The organism is Micromonospora polyrhachis (genome assembly GCF_014203835.1).
Classification (GTDB): Bacteria; Actinomycetota; Actinomycetes; order Mycobacteriales; family Micromonosporaceae; genus Micromonospora_H; species Micromonospora_H polyrhachis.
The window spans coordinates 3,652,428-3,669,236 of record NZ_JACHJW010000001.1 but is presented as its reverse complement, the minus strand read 5'-3'; the positions used below and the strand labels follow the sequence as shown (position 1 = coordinate 3,669,236).

Below are 16,809 nucleotides of genomic sequence, written 5' to 3'. Positions count from 1 at the left end.
GCCTTCCGTGTCCCGGCGCGACCCAGTCCGGGCCGGCCGCGTGTCCGACGGGCGCTGAGGTGAGAAACGCCCGCGACCTCCACGAAACATCCTCACGACCGAGGTTGCCAGCGGAGCGCCAGGTTGTCACCAGATCGTCACTAAAATCGGCCGCACCTACTCGAACGGGGCAATCTTGGCCGGATAAGCGGATCGACCGGTACGCCTGTTTGTTCCGCTCAGCGCCCAGTCACCGCATCCGCGGCCCGCTGGTCGGCGCGGGCGGCGGTCCGGGTACGGCGTAGGGGGCGAGGGGTGACCACCCGCTCGACGAACGCCAGAAGTAGCTCGACCAGGAGCGCCAGCAGTGCTATCAGCACCCCGCCAGCCAGGATCTGACCGCCGCCGACCGAGATGCCCAGCCCGAACCCGGCGCTGATGATCTGCCCCAGGCCGCCGCCGTTGACGAAGGAGGCCAACGCCGCGGTCGCCACCACCTGCACCGCAGCGGTACGGAAGCCAGCGGCGAGGAAGGGCACCGCCAGTGGCAGTTCCACCCGACGCAGCAACTGGCCACCGGACAGGCCCATCCCCCGGGCCGCGTCCCGGGTCTCGGGATCGACCTGACGTACCCCGGTGTAAGCGTTCGCCAGCAACGGTGGCACCGCGAACACCGCCAGCGCGATAATCACCGGCGGCTGACCGAACCCGAGGAAGGTCAACGGAAGGATGGTCAACAGTGCGATGGTCGGAATGGCCAGGGTCAGGTTGGCGATCAGCACCACCAGGCCACCGCCCCGACCGATGTGCCCGAGCCACAGGCCGATCGGCCAGGCCACCAGGCAACCGAGCGCCACCGCCACCGCCGAGATGACCAAGTGCTCGCCGAGCCGGTCGAGGACGCCGCCCGGGTTGGTCCAGTTCAACGGATCGTTGAGCCACACCAGCGCCTGCTCGATCGGATTCATCGCTGCTCGCTCCTCAGGCTCACGGCTCACTCCTCGGGCGCAACTCGCTCCTCGGGCTCATGGATCGCTCCTCGGGCTCGACTCGCTCCTCAGGCTCACGGATCGCTCCTCGGGCTCACGGCTGGCCGACTGGGTCTGGTCGCCCCACTCGATGTCCGTGATCATGGCCCAGCTGCCTGCGGTCATCGGACGGCCCGCCGGGAGAGCCATGGGGTCAACAGCCGCCCCAGCCCGGCCAGTACGAGGTCGAGCACCAAGGCCAGCCCCACGGAGAGGACCGTCCCGGTGACGATCTCCGCCTTGTAGAAGTTGTTCCGGAAGCCCGTCAGGATCAGATCGCCCAGACCGCCGTACCCGATCAGGGAGCCGACCGTGACCAGCGCCACGGTGGAGACGGTGGCGAGGCGGACACCGGTGATGATGCCGGGTAGGGCGAGCGGAAGGTCGATCCGCAGCAGCCGGCCGAACCTGCCGTATCCCATTCCCTGCGCCGCGTCCCGGGCCTCCGCTGGCACCTGGTTCAGCCCCGCGAGGGTGTTACGGATCATCAGCAGCAGCGCGTAGAGCACCAGCGCGATCAGCACCGACGCGGGATTGGTGGTGCCCACGTACGGAGCGACGAAGGCGAGCAGGGCCAGCGACGGGATCGTGTAGAGCACCCCGGATAGTGCGAGAATCGGACCGGTGAGCGGCCGGAACCAGTACGCCAGCACGGCCAGCGGAATCGCCACCACTGCGGCGATCGCCACCGCCTGTGCGGTGAGCAGGATGTGCTCCTGCAAGGCTTCGATGATGGTCTCCGAGTTGTCCCGCAGGTATTGCCAGGAGAACCACGGGTTTCCCGGGTCTTCCCGGTAGACCAGGCGGAAGGACATACGTGGACGTTACCCGTAGCAACAAGAGCGCCGCCGTATCCGGCGGGCTACCGACCAGTGCCGCGGCGATCAGCCTGGCCGGAGTCCGCAAGGAATATCCCGACGGGACGGTGGCGGTCGACGAGCTGAGCCTGGACATTGCGGCCGGTGAACTGGCAGTGCTCATCGGCCCGTCCGGCTGCGGCAAGTCCACGGTGCTCCGAATGGTCAACCGGCTCGTCGAGCCGACCGCCGGCCGGATCCTGCTGGACGGCGAGGACGTCACCCGGGTCGACCCGGTCCAGCTACGCCGGCGCATCGGCTACGTGATCCAGAACGTCGGGCTCTTCCCACATCAGACGATCAGCGCGAACGTCGGCACCGTACCTCGACTGCTCGGCTGGTCCCGAGCCCGGATCAAGGGCCGCTCGGACGAACTGCTCGACCTGGTGGGTCTCGACCCCAGCCGGTACGGCCCACGCTATCCACACGAGCTCTCCGGCGGGCAGCGGCAGCGGGTCGGGGTGGCCCGGGCGCTGGCCGCTGACCCGGTCGTGCTGCTGATGGACGAGCCGTTCTCGGCGGTGGACCCGATCGCCCGAACCCGACTCCAGGAGGAGTTCCTCCGCTTACAGGCGGAGGTACGCAAGACCATCGTCCTGGTCACCCACGACCTGGACGAGGCGGTACGGCTCGGTGACCGGATCGCGGTGCTCTCCCAGGGCGGGCGGCTGGAGCAGTACGCCGCACCGCCCACCCTGCTCGGCGAACCTGCGACGCCGTTCGTACGCGAATTCGTCGGGGCCGACCGGGGCATCCGCCGGCTCGCCGTCACTCCGGTCACCGCGGAACTGTTGGATCCACTACCGGTCGTCGATGGCGACGCGCAACTACCCACCGTGACCCTGGGCAGCTCGCTGTACGACGCACTCGCCCGGTTACTCGTCGCCAACGCCGACCAGGCCCGGGTCGTCGAGGGCGACCGACCCCTGGGGTTGCTGACCCGGCATCGCATCCTGACCATCGACTACCCCGCCGATCCGAACGGCTGACCAACGATCCGCCCATTGATCCGCCCGACGCGATTCGGTCAGCCCGAAAGCCCGCCTACACGACCACCCGCCTACGCGACCCGACTGGTCCAGCCACCCCACCAACCCGACCTGACTGACCACAGATGGCAACGCGCGGCCGGACCCGGGGAGGACAGGTCCGGCCGCGCGTGGCGGGGGAGGAAGGTCTAGTGGGTTCCCCGTCGGCCGCCCAACGTGGCGATGCCGACGATCCAGCCAACAAACAAGCCGTACCCGGCACCATCACCGGCGGCCTGGAACGCGCCCAACAGCGACGGGTTGGTCTGGATCAGGGTGGTGAGTAGCGCCGCGAAGGCACCGGCGAAGACGTACGCGGCCCAGCCGGCGAAGAGTTGGCTGAGCGTGCCCCTCGCTCGGGCTAGTTGTGAACCAGGAAGCAGGGTGAGGAAGAGGGCGGTCAGCACGACGACCAGAATGGCCTTCAGATCGGTGGCCAGTACGTTCTGGACCGAGTCGTCGGAGTCGAACCGCCAGGCGGGCCAGGCCAGCAACCGCAGGAACCAGCCACCAGCCGTGCCGGCGTCAGCATTGCGCTGCGCCCAGTCGTTGTACCAGGGACTACCGAAGATCAGCACTAGGAGGAGGGCGACCAAGGTGCCCGCACCCGTTGCTGTTCGATAGCGGTTGGTGAGAGCCATGTCTGAGCTATTGCCCGGCCGACTTCACTCGGTAAACCTGTTCAATCGACACGGGAGCATATGCCCGATTCGCCGTCCGACGAAGTTGGATCGACCGGATTGCATCGATGCGGTCCGGTGAGCGAGCCGCAAAGCGACTCACCAGTGCTTCATCAGCTCGTCAGTGCTTCATCAGATAGTCGATGAAGGCAGCTCGCAACAGGGGCTCGGTCTCCTCGTACCCGTGGCCGGTGAGTTCCCGCCAGAGCGCCACCGCCTCGTCGATGGTCGGCCCGACCGAATTGGGTGCGCCATCCAACGCCTCGGCCTCGTCCGCGTTGGGCAGATGCTGAAGCAACTCCCAGAAGAAGCCCACATCACGGCGGCTCCGGGCCAGCTCGAAGGCCCGCTCCCGAAGCTCCTCAGTGGGCAGCGAGTCCAACTCGGCGAAACTGGCGCCGGCTGGACGATCGGCTGACGATTCGGTCATGACGCTGAGCCTAGGGCATGCCCATTGGATCCGCTGGCGGCCCGCGACGGTACGCATGAACCGACGGCACACACCGACCGACAGCGCCCCCGGACCGGCAAGGCGGGCACCAGAGAGCCCCGGACCGGCAAGGTGGGCACCAGAGAGCCCCTATCCGGAATGTCCGGTCAACGGTCCGTCGAGTCCCACCGGTCGGTACGCCACGGCTCGTCCCGGCTCCCGACCGGTTGTGCGGGTAACACGGCAGACCAGGAATCCGGCCGTTCCGTGGGATAGGTCCCCCACCCCCGGTCGTCCCGGTCGTCGACCTCGGCCACCGGTGGAGCGGGAACGGTGACAGCAGGCCGGGGACGGCCGTAGAACTCCACCAGTCGGGTCACCAGCAGGCCGCCAGCCAGCGCGACGGCTGCTACCCCGTAGGGGGAGAAGTTCCACCCCTGCTCATCGGCGTAGGTGTCGAACAGGGCGAACAGCACGACCGCGAGAATCGTGCCGAAGACGCCGCCCCGGCGGCCAAAGGCGCTGGTGCCGCTGAGCAGGGCAATGCCCATGGCCAGACCGGTCCACTCGATTCCCGGCGTCGGTGCCACCGGACTGGCCCCACCGCTACCGAGCAGGGCGCCAGCGGTCATCGCGAAGAGCATCGACACCACGATCGCCGTCCCGGTGAACAACGCAGCAAGCCCACCCGCCCGGCGGGCCGGGTCACCGACTGGACGAAATCGGCCGACGGCGCGGCGGACCGCCCCGATGCTGCCGAAGACGCCGCCCAGCACCGCCAGCGCCACGAACCCGCCGAACAGATAGATGGAGGCCTCGGTCGGATCGAAGTCACCCTGTACGTCCACCGGTGCGGACCGCTGCTGGATGAAGACGACGGCACCCAGCCCGGCGGCGAGACTGGCTGCCCAGCCCGGCACATGCAGGACCACCACCAGGATCGCCACCACCAGGCCGGTCGCCATCACCGCAACCACGGCAGGCAGCATCGCCGGCAGCACACCGCGATCACCGTTCTCCGCCAGGTGCAGCGCTGACGCGATCGCCACCGGGCCCACCGCGAGATTGGGGGCGCTGGCCCGAAGGCTCAGACCGGCAGCGAGCACGAGCAGACCGAGAGCCGCCCCGGCAACCAGCAGCGAATCCAACGCGGTGCCACGTACCACCGCCGGATGGTCCCGGTAGAGCAGGTAGGCCAGCACCACCACCGCGACGAGCAGCACGGTCTCCCAGACCAGGTGTACGGCGACCCGGTCCCGACCTGGTCCAGCGAGTGCCGGTTCGGCAACGTCCGTCGTGGGCCCGCCGTCTTCGGGTACGTCGCCCTGCGCTGCTGCCCGGTGCCGAGCCGCCGGGCCGAACCGTTCCGTTTGGTCAGGGTCCTGCGGCCGGTAGATCGGATCGTCGTATGCCATCCCGCACGCCTCCATGGTCGGTCGGCCGACCAAAGAGGTCTCGCGGCGTGGTGCGGGACCCGACCCGGCCGAACTCGCCCGGCGTCCAATCCGGAGGTGATTCGGATTGGTCCGGTCGCAGGCACGCTACTCGCGTCTATGTCTGTGCGTAACCCCTCGCGCCCGGGAAGGTTCCGAGCCGCGCTATGCGCGCCGGTCGTCCGGCTGCTTCTCCTCGTCCGGTGGTTCAGGCACCCGGCACGACCGTTCCAGCCAGAGCGCCGCCGCGACCAGGCCCAAGGAGGCGATCAGACCCGCGCTGGCTGCGGGTACATCGTTGGAAGCCGCTCGGGTCGGCTCGACGACCAACCAACCGGTGAGACCAGCGTAGAAGCCGGCGAAGATCGCACCGGCCAGGGACGACGCCTTGGCCAGCACCACGAACCTGGCCACGGTGAGCGGGTCGACCGGATCCCGACCGGGCCGGCGGTGGATGCGGGCGCGAGTGTTCGCCGCCGCGTACGCCTCCAGGGCGGCGAGCCCGCCGATCGTCGCCGCCGGCAGCCACGGTAGCCCGGGGATGTATCGATAGGAGACACTGATCAGCAACCAGGCCAGGGCGGCCGCGCCCAGCCCGAACACCACCAGGGTCGCCGGCCGGGTCGGTCCCATCCGGGGACGCTCCGGCGCCGGACCACGCGGTGGGGTGGGTTGCTCGCTCATCCAGTCGACTCTAACGGCAGATCCGGCCGGGGGCGCAGGTCCAGCGCGTCCGCCGCCAACGGCTCGGCGTTCAGCAGGTCGGTCAGCCAGCCGTGACCGGGCAGTTCGCCATAGGGCTGGATGTCGATCCACGGGCGTAGCACGAACGCCCGTAGGTGCGCCCGGGGGTGCGGCAGGGTCAGTTCCGGGTCGTCACTGAGCACCGGCTCACCGGCGGGGTCCCAGACCGCGATCACGTCGACGTCGAGGCTGCGCGGGCCGAATCGGCGGGCCGGATCACGCACCCGGCCGGCCGTCTCCTCGATCCTCCGGGCCCGGTCCAGCCAGTCCGGGGGAGAGGCGACTGGGTCGTCCACCAGCACCACCGCGTTCAGGTACGCCGGCTGGTCGGCATCCCCCCACGGCGGTGTCTCGTAGACCCCGGAGGAGACCAGGAGTACGTCCCGCAGCGCGGACACGGCGTCGCGCAGGTGGGCGATCCGGTCACCGAGATTGCTGCCGAGCGAGAGCACCGCCCGGGTCATCGCTTCACCTCCGCCTGGTCATGGTCACCGCCACGTCGGCGAACTCGTGCGGGATCGGCGCCTGTGGCTTGTGCACGGTCACTGTCGCCGCGGCGACCCGCTGGTCGGCCAGGCAGGCGGCGGCGAGCCGGTCGGCCAGGGTCTCGATCAGGTTCACCGGATCCCCGGTCACGATCGAGACCAGTTCCTCGGCGAGTTCGCCGTAGTGGACCGTGTCGGTCACGTCGTCCGACCGGGCGGCCGGACCGAGGTCCAGGTCGAGCGCCACGTCGATGACGAAGTCCTGCCCCTGGGCACGTTCGAAGTCGTAGACGCCGTGCCGGCCGCGCGCTCGCAGGCCGGTAAGCACGATGCGGTCTGCGGGCACGATCCGATCAGTCATCGAGCCACCCTTTCGTTCCCGACCGCTTCTGCCGTCTCGCTCCCGACCGCTTCTGCCGTCTCGTTCCCGACCAGCCGGGGCCGCCCGCTGGCCTGCCAGACCGCGAGCGCGTCCCGGGTGGCGCGCACGTCGTGCACGCGTACTCCCCAGGCCCCGGCGGCCACCGCGAGCACACTGGTGGCGATGGTCGCCGCCGCCCGCTCGGCGGTCGGCCGGGCGGTACCGTCCGGTCCGGCCAGCAGCGCCCCCAGATAGGACTTGCGACTGGCCGCGAAGAGCAGCGGGTATCCGAGCGTCAGTAGTTCCGGCAGCCGGGCGGTGAGCTGCCAGTTGTCGGCCGGGCGTTTCGCGAAGCCGAGCCCCGGGTCGATCACGATCCGATCGGCGGCGACCCCGGCGGCGAGCGCTTCCTCGATCCGCTGGGCCAGTTCGACGCGTACGTCCGCGACCACGTCCGAGTAGTTGGCGAGGCTCCCCATCTGTTTGGCATGCCCACGCCAGTGCATGAGCACCCACGGGCAGCCCGCGTCCGCCACCACCCGGGCCATCTCCGGGTCGGCCAGCCCGCCGGAGACGTCGTTGACGACGGTCGCCCCGGCCGCCAGCGCCGCCGCCGCCACCCGCGCCCGGGTGGTGTCGATGCTCATCGGCACACCCGCCGTCGCCAACTCCCGGATCACCGGCAGCACCCGGGCGCACTCGGTCTCCGCGTCCACCCGGTCCGCTCCGGGCCGGGTGGATTCGCCGCCCACGTCGACCAGGTCGGCACCGTCCTGGTGCATCCGCACGCCGTGCCGTACCGCCGAGTCGAGGTCGGTGTACCGCCCGCCGTCGGAGAACGAGTCGGGCGTGACGTTGAGAACGCCCATCACGACCGGAGTGTCCGATCGCAGCACATCAGTCACGGCTAGACGTTACCTACCGGCGCTTCGCCGCACGCCAGCCGTACCGCCTAGAACAGGTGTACTATTGCCAGCCCGAAAGGCCCCACCGGGTGACGCTCTTCGCAGCTTGTTCGATCCAAGGGCGGCCCGTACGCTTTGCACTTGCATGACATCCAGTTGGCGAAGCTTGAGGAGATGGGCCGAAGCGGGAGAAAACGCCCAGAAAGCGTCACCTTTCGTGGCGGACGGAAGACGCAGGGTCAAATGACGCTGCTTCCGACCCAGCGTTTCCGTCAGGGGCCAGACAACTGCAGTGCCGCGGCCACGCCAGCCGCGCCTTGGGGAGGTTGCAATGATCGCCATGGAGTTCGTGGACACGGCATGGACGACTGCCACACACGCCCTCCACACGCTCGCGCTCGTTCCTGTAGCGGAGCCAGCCCCCAAGGGCATCGCCACCGAGAACATCGTCAGCTTCTTCGCCAGCAAGGTCGCCCCGATCCTGCTCGCCGTACTCGGTGTCATCTTCATCGGCCGGGCCAGCCGCGGCGAGATATCCAAGGTACTGACCAGCTCAGCGATCGCGATCGTCGGTCTCGCGTTCATCGCCGGCGCCGCCACGCTGTTCTTCGTCGGTGACTACCTCATCAACCTGATCTTCGAATAGGTGCGAGGCACGAGATGCGGCTGCGCACCGACGACGACATCTATCGGGCCCGTCTGGTCTACCTCGGCCCGCCCGGATACACGCTGCCAGTCCACCTGCCCTACGCGCAGTACGGGCTGTTCATCGTGCTGGTACCGCTCTACGTGTTCATCCACTGGCTGTTCACGCTCAACGTCGAGCTGTTCCCAGCCTGGGAGATCGCACTGGCGATCGTCACGACGTCCTTCATCTTCCGCCACGTCGACCCCGACCGGCCGGCCCGCGTGGTCATCCGCACCGCGCTGACCGACTGGCGACGCAACCGGGAGCCGGCCACGGAGCAACGCGACCCTCGACTGGTCGCGACCGGAATCCGGATCCGGGAGGAGCTGCTGGCATGAGGCAACCCGGTGGGCGAGTCGTCAGGCTCGGCGTGGCGCGGCCCGTACGGCCGCACGGAGCGAAGCGAGGCGGGCAAATGACCATGTTGTCCCGGGGGGCAGAGCGAATCACCCCGCTGAGCGAGGCGATGGCATGACCCGCCCCACTCCGCCGGGCCCAGCAAGCCCGGCCAGCAGACCGGCCGACCGCAATGGTTACGGTGTGCGACCGATCAACTACCCCACAGTCGATCACGACGACGACAACGCCCTGGTCACCAGCCCTGGACACGGTGGTGTCGCCGTATTCCAGGCACCCCAACCCCCATCCCGATCTCGCTCCGCGTCACCGACCACCACCGATGCCCGAAGCCCGGCACCCGCCGAACATCCCGACATCGACTCGCCCTTCCTCGATCTCTTCGCCGGGCAGCGCGCCCGACCGGGCCAGCCCCCGCGTGCCGTGACGCAGCAGCCGGCGACCAGCCCACCGGCCCCCCGTCGGGCGGGTTGGGGCGAGAACCCGAGCGAGTCGACCGCACCCTCTGCTCCGACACCGGCACGGACATCACCACCCGCCGCACCGACCAACCCGAACGACCGAACCGCCCAGCCGAACTGGGCGGCGGAGCAGCCGGCCCCCGCCGAACCGGTGACCCCGGTGACGCCGGTGGCCCCTCCCGCACCAGCACAGCACGTACGCGACCGGTGGATCGAACCCAGCGAGCCACAGCCACAGCCACAGTGGAGCAGATCCGTCCAGACCACCGACCCGCGCTGGGCGGAGCCGGCCGGTGACCCCATCCCACTCTCCCCGGCGGGTGGACCGGCCCCGGGCCAGCACGCATCCCCGCCGGCCACCGCTGAGCCGCTGCCGGCACCACCTCACGAATGGCTGACCGGCCGCCGCGCCGAGCAGCCGGCCGAACGGGTTCCGGTGGCCGATCCGGTCCCCGTCGCCGAACCGGGGCGGAAAACGGAACCAGCGGGCAAGAAGCCGAAGAAGCCCACGGTGGTGAAGCCGGTCAAGGTCCGGCCGCCCAAGGTGAAGTTCCGCGACCGTGATCCCGCTGTCGAACTGGCCATCACCGAGATCGCCGGGCATCTCACCTTCACCCCGAACACCGTCACCGCCTGGTACTGGCTGCCGGAAGTGCGCTGGGCGTTCCGCCCCGACGCCGAACGCGAGGCGCTGCTCTCGGCAATCTCCGAGCAGTACGCCGGCCTGGCCGGATTCCGGCTACACCTACGCCGGACCACCCGGCCGTTCCCGGCCGACGAATGGGCCCGGACCATCGACGCTCACACCCCGCACCCGCTGGCCACCGTGCCCGGTGCGACCAGTTGGTCCGATCACCTGGTGGCCGCACAACGGCACCTGCTCTCGGTCAACCACGCGGAGGGACAGACCTACCTGGGCGTCACCTTCGCCCGCCGATCACTGGGCAACTCGTTCAGCGAACGCCTACTTCGTACCTTCGGCCGAGGAGTAGCCGAAGGCGAGCGGCGCAAGCTGGGTCGTACCGTCGAACAGTTCGACGAGGTGCTCGGCGCGTTCGGCATGCGGGGCCGACGAGTCACCACGCAGGAGATGGAGTGGCTGCTCTACCGCTCCGTGGCGCTGTGCATGGCGCCGCCCACCACCCTCTCCCCGGTCACCGGCGGCAAGTGGGAACGGGGCGACCTACTCGGCCTGACCGAACAGATCGAGCGGTACCGCACCCCGTACGGGTCGACGTTGAAGTTCGTCAACCGGATGACCGGCGAGGAACGGCATGTCGCCGTACTCGCGGTCGGCCGGATGGAACCGCTGGAGATCCCCGAACGGCACGAGCCCTGGCTGCACTTCCACGAGCGCCTACCGTGGCCGATGGAGCTCTCCACCAGGGTGGACATCCTCGGCTCCGCCGACTCGTTCCGTAACCTGGAGCACCGGCTGCGGATGATCCGCTCCCAGCAGCTCGACTACGCCGAACACGGCATCGACGCCCCGCCCGAGCTCGAACGGCTCGCCAAACGGGCCCTGGTGATCGGCGACGAGATGACCACCGGGCTACCGGTGGACTCCGCCCGAGCCCACGGCTGGCACCGGCTCGCAGTCGGCGGCCGGAGCCGGGAGGAATGCCTCGAACGGGCCCGACGGCTCATCCAGCTCTACTCACGCGAACTACGTATCTCACTGCAACACCCGAAGAACCAGGACTGGCTCGCCCGAGAGTTCATCCCCGGCGAACCGATCGCCAACACCGGCTACATCCGGCGAATGCCGGTCAACCTGCTCGCCGCCGCCCTCCCCCAGGCCGCCTCCACCGTCGGCGACCGGCGAGGCGACCTGATCGGCCGAACCGCCGGCACCTGCCGTCGGCCGGTCTTCCTCGACCTGCACTTCCCGATGGAGGTACGCGAACGCTCCGGCCTCGCCGTCTTCGTCGCCGAACCGGGTGGTGGCAAGTCGACCCTGCTCGGCGCACTGGGCTACCTGGCTGCCCGACGGGGAGTGCAGGTGACCCTGCTCGACCCGTCCGGCCCGTTGGCCCGGCTCTGCGCGATGCCCGAGCTGCGGCCATACTCCCGGGTGCTCAACCTGACCGGCTCCGAGCAGGGCACCCTGGCGCCATACTCACTGATCCCGACCCCACTACGCACCGAGTTCCCGACCGGGGCGGCCGGCGACCGGGAGTTCCAGATCGCGATCTCCAACGCCCGCGCCGAGCGGCGGATGCTGGTGCAGGACATCTGCATGATGCTGGTGCCACCGCAGGTCGCCCGCGAGGCGTCCACGGCCACCCTGCTCCGGCACGCCGTACGACAGGTGCCAGCCGAGGAGACCTCCACCCTCGACGACGTGGTGGCCTGTCTCAGCGGACTGGACGACGACGCGGGCCGGGAACTGGGCAACCTGCTGCTGGACACCGCCGAGATGCCACTGGCCCTGCTCTTCTTCGGTCGGCCGCCGGAAGGGCTGCTCGGTGCCGACGCCGCGCTGACCGTGATCACCATGGCCGGTCTGCGCCTACCCGATCTGAAGATCGAACGGGAGTACTGGTCGGCTGAGGAGGCGCTGGCGCTGCCCATGTTGCACACCGCACATCGGCTCGCCGTACGTCGGTGTTATGGCGGGTCGATGAGTTCGCGCAAGATGGTCGGCCTCGACGAGGCCCACTTCATGGAAGGCTGGCGCTCCGGCCGGTCCTTCCTGGTCCGGCTCGCCCGCGACTCCCGGAAGTGGAACCTCGCCGCCCTGGTCGCCTCGCAGAACCCCCGCGACATCCTCGGACTGGATGTGCAGAACCTGGTCTCCACCGTCTTCGTCGGCCGGATCGCCGAGGACAGTGAGATCGCCTCCGAGGCGCTACGGCTGCTCCGGGTGCCCGTCGACGACGGGTACGAGGCCACGCTCGCCTCGCTTTCCAATGTGGATTCGTCATCGGCTTCGAGGCTCGGCTTCCGGGAGTTCGTGATGCGTGACGTGGACGGGCGGGTGCAGAAGGTACGGGTGGACGTGTCGTATGTCGAGGGCCTCCTCGACCATCTCGACACCACACCGAACACCACGCCGGCCAACCAGCCCACCCTGCCGACCAGCATCGCGGACCTGGAGGCGTGAGATGGCCAGAGCCGGGGGTCGGTTCACCGCCCTGATCCTCGCCATCGGGCTGCTCGCGGCGGCGACGGTGGCCTGGCCGGTGTTTGGCGCGGCACCCGCCTCCGCCGCCCCGATCCCAACCCGTCAGCTGGCCGACCTGTGCAGTACCGCCGAGTGGCAGGCCGACTTCCGTTCCTGCGTCGACCGACTCCAGACGGTCAGCGAGGAGACTGTCACCTGCCGAAAGTCGCCCACCCCGAGCACCCCGGACGCCGGACTCGCCGGCTGGTTCGCCTCCCGCCCCGAGTCATCTAAGGAGCCCGGCCCCAAAGGGCTGTACAGCGAGTATGGCTACGCCGGATACAGCTACACGACGTACGCCGTCGACTCGGGCTGCGCCACCGCAGTAGTTCACCCGGACTACAAGGTCACTCACATGATGGCGAACGGCGAGTTCATGCTCGCCACAGCCATCATCGGTGCCTCCAACGCGCTACGTGAGCGGGCCTGGGACGCCCGGAGCATGTGGGGCTGGGCGGACCCGCTCGTCGAGCAGGCCACCAAGGCCATCTACGAGAAAGTGTTTAGCGTCTTCGGCATCGTCACGCTCTGTGTGGTCGGGCTATACCTGCTCTGGCGGTCCCGCCAGTCCGACATGAGCAACGCGATGACCACCGCCGGCTGGGCGGTCTTCGTCATGGTCGCGGTCACCGCGTTGGCCGCCTGGCCGGTGAAGTCGGCCAACATCGCGGACGGGGCCCTTATCTCCACCCTCGGTGTGGTGCACGACGCCGTTGGGCCGGGTGCCCGAGACGTGCCGCCCGAGGCCTGCGCGTTACCCAACCCCGACGCCTGCAAGGACAAGCGCCCACCAGCGGTGCGGGCAAGCGACACCTCGGCGGAGAGCATGCTCTACCGCAACTGGCTGCGCGGGACGCTCGGCTCGGCCGACACCGAGACCGCCAAGAAGTACGGTCGAGCGCTGTACGACGCCAAGTCCCTGTCCTGGGAGGAGGCGCAGAAACTCCGCGACAACCCAGACACCAGAGAAGCCACGATCAAGGCCAAGCAGCTACAGTGGGCGAAGGTCGCCCAGCAGATTCAGACCGAGGACCCGGAAGCCTACGAATACCTCCAGGGCACTCGGGACATGGACCGGGTGGGCGCGGGCTTCATCGCCGTACTCGCCGCCATCCTCTTCGCCATGTTCGACCTGACCGCCTCGCTGCTGGTCCTGCTGGGCTTCCTGATCTTCCGTTGGGCGGTCATCGCCGCTCCGATCCTCGGCACGGTCGGGCTACTCCGTCCGGCCAGCACCGGTCTGCGTCGGCTGGCCAACGCGGTCATCGCCGCTGTCTTCAACATCGCCATCTTCGGCACCGGGGCTGCTGTCTACCTGCTCGCCGTGGATCTGGTGATGAGCACACCGACCCTGCCCGGGTGGTTGCAGGTGGTACTTGTCTGGCTTTCCGGGGTCGTGGGTTGGTTGCTTCTACGTCCCTACCGGCGGATCACCCAACTCGGCGGTAAGGACAGCAGTGAGGCGGTCAGCTCCGCCGGGTCCTGGCACCGCAGATTCTTCCGAGACATGCGGGAGGCGGCCAAGCTCAACGTCGCCGAGCCGGGCGGCACCGCTGAGCCCCGAGGCGGCAAGCGCCGTACCGTGACGGTCGAGCAGACCAGTCTGCGGCCGGAGGCTCGGTTGGAGGATCCGATCCACGCGGCGGAGTCCCGCCCGGATGGCCGGGAGCGAACGCGAGAGGAATCCCGGCCTGGCAAGGAGAAGCCGACTGGACCTCCGGCCCCGGCCGTACGGTCGCGTCGGCGGCGACCGGCCGAGTGGACCGAGCCGGACGTGCCAGCGGAGACCCCTTCCTTCGTCATCTACCGGCCCGATTCGGTCGGCAAGTCGGAAGTGAAGCCGCCACCACGGGTACGCACCGAGGCGAGGTGAGAAATGAAACGCGCCATCGCATTCCTCACTACCCGGGTCCTACGGTCGCGCCTCGGCATTGCTCTGGTAATCGTCGTAGTGGTACTCGGCATCGTCGGAGCCGCTCGGCTGCTCGCCGGCCCGATCGGTCTCGGGTCGGACCTGACTGGTCACCCCACCCGGCCCATCTCCACGGTGGACCCGAACGAGGGTGACGATGGCGCCAACGCCACAGCCCCGCCCTCGCCGGCGACCAAACCGGGCGCAACCGCACCCGAGGTGGTGGCCCGCCGATTTGCCACCGCCTGGCTGGCCCACGGAGGGGTTTCGGCTGAGCAGTGGCAGGCCGCACTTCGGCCGCTCTCGACCAGCACCCTGACCGAGAAGCTGACCGGTGTCGATCCGGTCACGGTGCCGGCCCAGCGGCTAACCGGCGAGCCGGTCGTCATCCCGCAGACCGAGAGGTTCGTCGAGGTGACGATGGCGGTGGATACTGGCCAACTCCGACTGGAGTTGGTGAGCCAGGATGGACAGTGGCTGGTCGATGCCGTGGACTGGGAGCGCTCATGACTGGTCTGCCCGGGGCTACCCCCCGTACCCGCCGGGTGAAACGCCCGGCGGTCCTCGCGGTCACCCTGACCGCGGCGCTGGCGCTGCTCTGCTGTACGGGCGGCACCGGCACCCTCCTGTTGACCGAGTTGGGCAGCGAGTCGGACACCCCGGTGACGAACAGCCTCGGCTGCGGTGGGGGCAACATCGTCAACGTCAACGGCAACCTTCCCCGGATCGGCCCCTACGGCCCGACGAAGATCCGCAACGCGGCGATCATCATCAAGGTCGGCAAGGAGATGTCCATCCCGCCTCGGGGCTGGGTGATCGCCGTTGCCACCGCCATCCAGGAATCGTCGCTGTCCAACCTGCCGCACCTCGGGAGCCGCAACGACCACGATTCGGTGGGCTTGTTCCAGCAACGTCCCAGCCAGGGGTGGGGCACCCCAGCCCAGTTGCAGGACCCGGCCTACACCTCAAGGAAGTTCTACGAGAAGCTGAAGAAGGTTCCCGGCTGGGAAAAGCGGACGCTGACCGATGCCGCCCAGCGGGTGCAGATCAGCGCCTTCCCGGACGCCTACGCCAAGCACGAGCCGATCGCCACCCAGATCGTCAACGCCCTGGCCAACGGGGCAGCGCGGGTGACCATCGATCGAAACGACGGCGCCTGCGCCGCCGACAACGGAAAGATCGCATCATCCGGGTGGACGGCTCCGATCCCGGGAGGAGTCGGCTCCGGATTCCGCACCGCCAGCCGGCCGTCACACCAGGGTGTCGACATCGCCGCCCCCAAGGGCACCCTGATTCGCGCGGCCGCCAGCGGCCGGGTGATCGTCTCTCGGTGTGACCCGGACCAGTACGGGCGAGAGACCTGCAATGTCGACGGCCACCCCGGCAAGGGTGGCTGTGGCTGGTTCGTCGACATCCTGCACGCCAACAGCATCATCACGCGGTACTGCCACATGGTGCGAAAGCCGAGAGTTGACAAGAACGACATGGTGCAGGCGGGACAGGTAATCGGCGAGGTCGGATCGAGTGGTAACTCGTCCGGCCCGCACCTGCACTTCGAGGTGCACCTGCGGGGTGACCGCAGCAAGCACGGCGCCACCAACCCGGCGCCGTTCATGCGGGAGCGAGGCGCGCCGCTCATCAGGGGCAGTGGGGCACGACGGAACGCTGGGCGATGAACTTCGAGCAGATCCCGGATCCGTTCGCCGACCAACCCGACTGGGCGCCTCGTCCGCCGCGTCCGATCGTCCCGGTCCCGGCGAGCGGACGAGTGGAGTTGCGGGGACAGCGCGTCCTCGTCGGTCTGCCCGGCCTGGGCTGGCGGGCTGACCTACGCGCCGACGAGAAGGTCGTACAGGGCAGTCGGACGTATGTGCCGGTCATCGCCGAGCACGAGTGGTACCGAGCCGAAGCCGAGCAGGTCGAGGTCTTCGCCCCGCTGGTCCCCGCAGACCGGGTATGGGTGGAGACCCTCGGCCGGAACGATGACATGGCTGCCGCCACGCCTTCCCGTTCCGATCTGTTGTCCCGGCTGGTATCGCTCGACGCCCCGGTGCACCGTCCGCCGCTACCGGTGATGGAGGCGGGTTCGGTCTCCGGCCGACGGGTGGTGCAGATCGTCGAGGCCACCGAACGCCGGGACCTTCGCGCGGTGACCGAGGTCTATACCGGCGCGGAGGGGGACATCTGCGTACGCGTAACCGGGGAGATGGAGTGGTATCGCTGGGCATGGAGTGGCCAGCCGCCCACCACTCTGGAAGTACCAGTACATCTGCTCTGGCTGGAGTAGCGAGCTTA

The 16,809-nt window shown here is 68.9% G+C and carries 16 protein-coding genes and 1 pseudogene; 8 read left to right on the top strand and 9 right to left on the bottom strand.

The features are described 5' to 3' along the window. Nucleotides 1-218 precede the first annotated feature (218 nt). On the bottom strand, nt 219-947 hold the full coding sequence (locus FHR38_RS15965; protein WP_184535416.1) for an ABC transporter permease: 729 nt from the start codon (nt 945-947) through the stop codon (nt 219-221). 182 nt (nt 948-1,129) lie between these two features. Further along, entirely contained in the window at nt 1,130-1,822 is a 693-nt protein-coding gene (locus FHR38_RS15960) for an ABC transporter permease (protein ID WP_184535415.1), read from the bottom strand. Nucleotides 1,823-1,824: 2 nt separating this feature from the next. Here FHR38_RS15960 and FHR38_RS15955 point away from each other — a divergent pair, with 2 nt between their 5' ends. Further along, entirely contained in the window at nt 1,825-2,853 is a 1,029-nt protein-coding gene (locus tag FHR38_RS15955) for an ABC transporter ATP-binding protein (RefSeq protein ID WP_184535414.1), read from the top strand. 188 nt (nt 2,854-3,041) lie between these two features. Here the strand turns inward: FHR38_RS15955 and FHR38_RS15950 are convergent, their stop codons facing one another. From FHR38_RS15950 to folP, 7 genes are all read right to left on the bottom strand, one after another. Beyond that, nucleotides 3,042-3,533 carry a hypothetical protein gene (locus FHR38_RS15950; protein WP_184535413.1) on the bottom strand — a complete coding sequence of 164 codons (492 nt, stop codon included), beginning with the start codon at nt 3,531-3,533 and terminating at the stop codon, nt 3,042-3,044. Nucleotides 3,534-3,693: 160 nt separating this feature from the next. Further along, nucleotides 3,694-4,002 carry a hypothetical protein gene (locus FHR38_RS15945; RefSeq protein ID WP_184535412.1) on the bottom strand — a complete coding sequence of 103 codons (309 nt, stop codon included), beginning with the start codon at nt 4,000-4,002 and terminating at the stop codon, nt 3,694-3,696. Between the two features lie 167 nt (nt 4,003-4,169). Continuing rightward, the gene (locus FHR38_RS15940; RefSeq protein WP_184535411.1) at nt 4,170-5,417 is read right to left on the bottom strand and encodes an ABC transporter permease; all 1,248 of its coding nucleotides are present in this window, start codon (nt 5,415-5,417) and stop codon (nt 4,170-4,172) included. 183 nt (nt 5,418-5,600) lie between these two features. After that, entirely contained in the window at nt 5,601-6,068 is a 468-nt protein-coding gene (locus FHR38_RS15935) for a DUF3180 domain-containing protein (protein WP_184539737.1), read from the bottom strand. A 47-nt stretch (nt 6,069-6,115) separates the two neighbouring features. Next, the gene (folK, locus tag FHR38_RS15930; protein ID WP_184535410.1) at nt 6,116-6,643 is read right to left on the bottom strand and encodes a 2-amino-4-hydroxy-6-hydroxymethyldihydropteridine diphosphokinase; all 528 of its coding nucleotides are present in this window, start codon (nt 6,641-6,643) and stop codon (nt 6,116-6,118) included. A gap of 4 nt (nt 6,644-6,647) precedes the next feature. Then, nucleotides 6,648-7,025: a dihydroneopterin aldolase gene (gene folB, locus FHR38_RS15925; protein WP_184535409.1), complete on the bottom strand. Its 378-nt coding sequence runs from the start codon at nt 7,023-7,025 to the stop codon at nt 6,648-6,650. After that, nucleotides 7,022-7,894, bottom strand: a complete 873-nt coding sequence (gene folP, locus FHR38_RS15920) for a dihydropteroate synthase (protein ID WP_221449738.1) — start codon at nt 7,892-7,894, stop codon at nt 7,022-7,024. The genes folB and folP overlap by 4 nt, the downstream gene beginning before the upstream one ends. 367 nt (nt 7,895-8,261) lie before the next feature. Here folP and FHR38_RS15915 point away from each other — a divergent pair, with 367 nt between their 5' ends. The 7 genes and pseudogenes from FHR38_RS15915 (at nt 8,262) to FHR38_RS15885 (ending at nt 16,801) form a co-directional block, all read left to right on the top strand. Continuing rightward, nucleotides 8,262-8,576 carry a hypothetical protein gene (locus FHR38_RS15915; RefSeq protein WP_184535407.1) on the top strand — a complete coding sequence of 105 codons (315 nt, stop codon included), beginning with the start codon at nt 8,262-8,264 and terminating at the stop codon, nt 8,574-8,576. 14 nt (nt 8,577-8,590) lie between these two features. Then, nucleotides 8,591-8,956 carry a hypothetical protein gene (locus tag FHR38_RS15910; protein WP_184535406.1) on the top strand — a complete coding sequence of 122 codons (366 nt, stop codon included), beginning with the start codon at nt 8,591-8,593 and terminating at the stop codon, nt 8,954-8,956. 648 nt (nt 8,957-9,604) lie between these two features. After that, a pseudogene (locus FHR38_RS15905) lies at nt 9,605-12,542 on the top strand (ATP-binding protein); the annotation flags it as partial. Nucleotide 12,543: 1 nt separating this feature from the next. Then, nucleotides 12,544-14,475, top strand: coding sequence for a phosphatidylglycerol lysyltransferase domain-containing protein (locus tag FHR38_RS15900; protein WP_184535404.1), 1,932 nt, complete (start codon nt 12,544-12,546; stop codon nt 14,473-14,475). 3 nt (nt 14,476-14,478) lie between these two features. Next, nucleotides 14,479-15,024, top strand: a complete 546-nt coding sequence (locus FHR38_RS15895; RefSeq protein ID WP_184535403.1) for a hypothetical protein — start codon at nt 14,479-14,481, stop codon at nt 15,022-15,024. Continuing rightward, nucleotides 15,021-16,190 carry a M23 family metallopeptidase gene (locus tag FHR38_RS15890; RefSeq protein ID WP_184535402.1) on the top strand — a complete coding sequence of 390 codons (1,170 nt, stop codon included), beginning with the start codon at nt 15,021-15,023 and terminating at the stop codon, nt 16,188-16,190. Before FHR38_RS15895 ends, FHR38_RS15890 begins: the two co-directional genes overlap by 4 nt. Further along, nucleotides 16,187-16,801, top strand: a complete 615-nt coding sequence (locus FHR38_RS15885; RefSeq protein ID WP_184535401.1) for a hypothetical protein — start codon at nt 16,187-16,189, stop codon at nt 16,799-16,801. Before FHR38_RS15890 ends, FHR38_RS15885 begins: the two co-directional genes overlap by 4 nt. Nucleotides 16,802-16,809 lie beyond the last annotated feature (8 nt).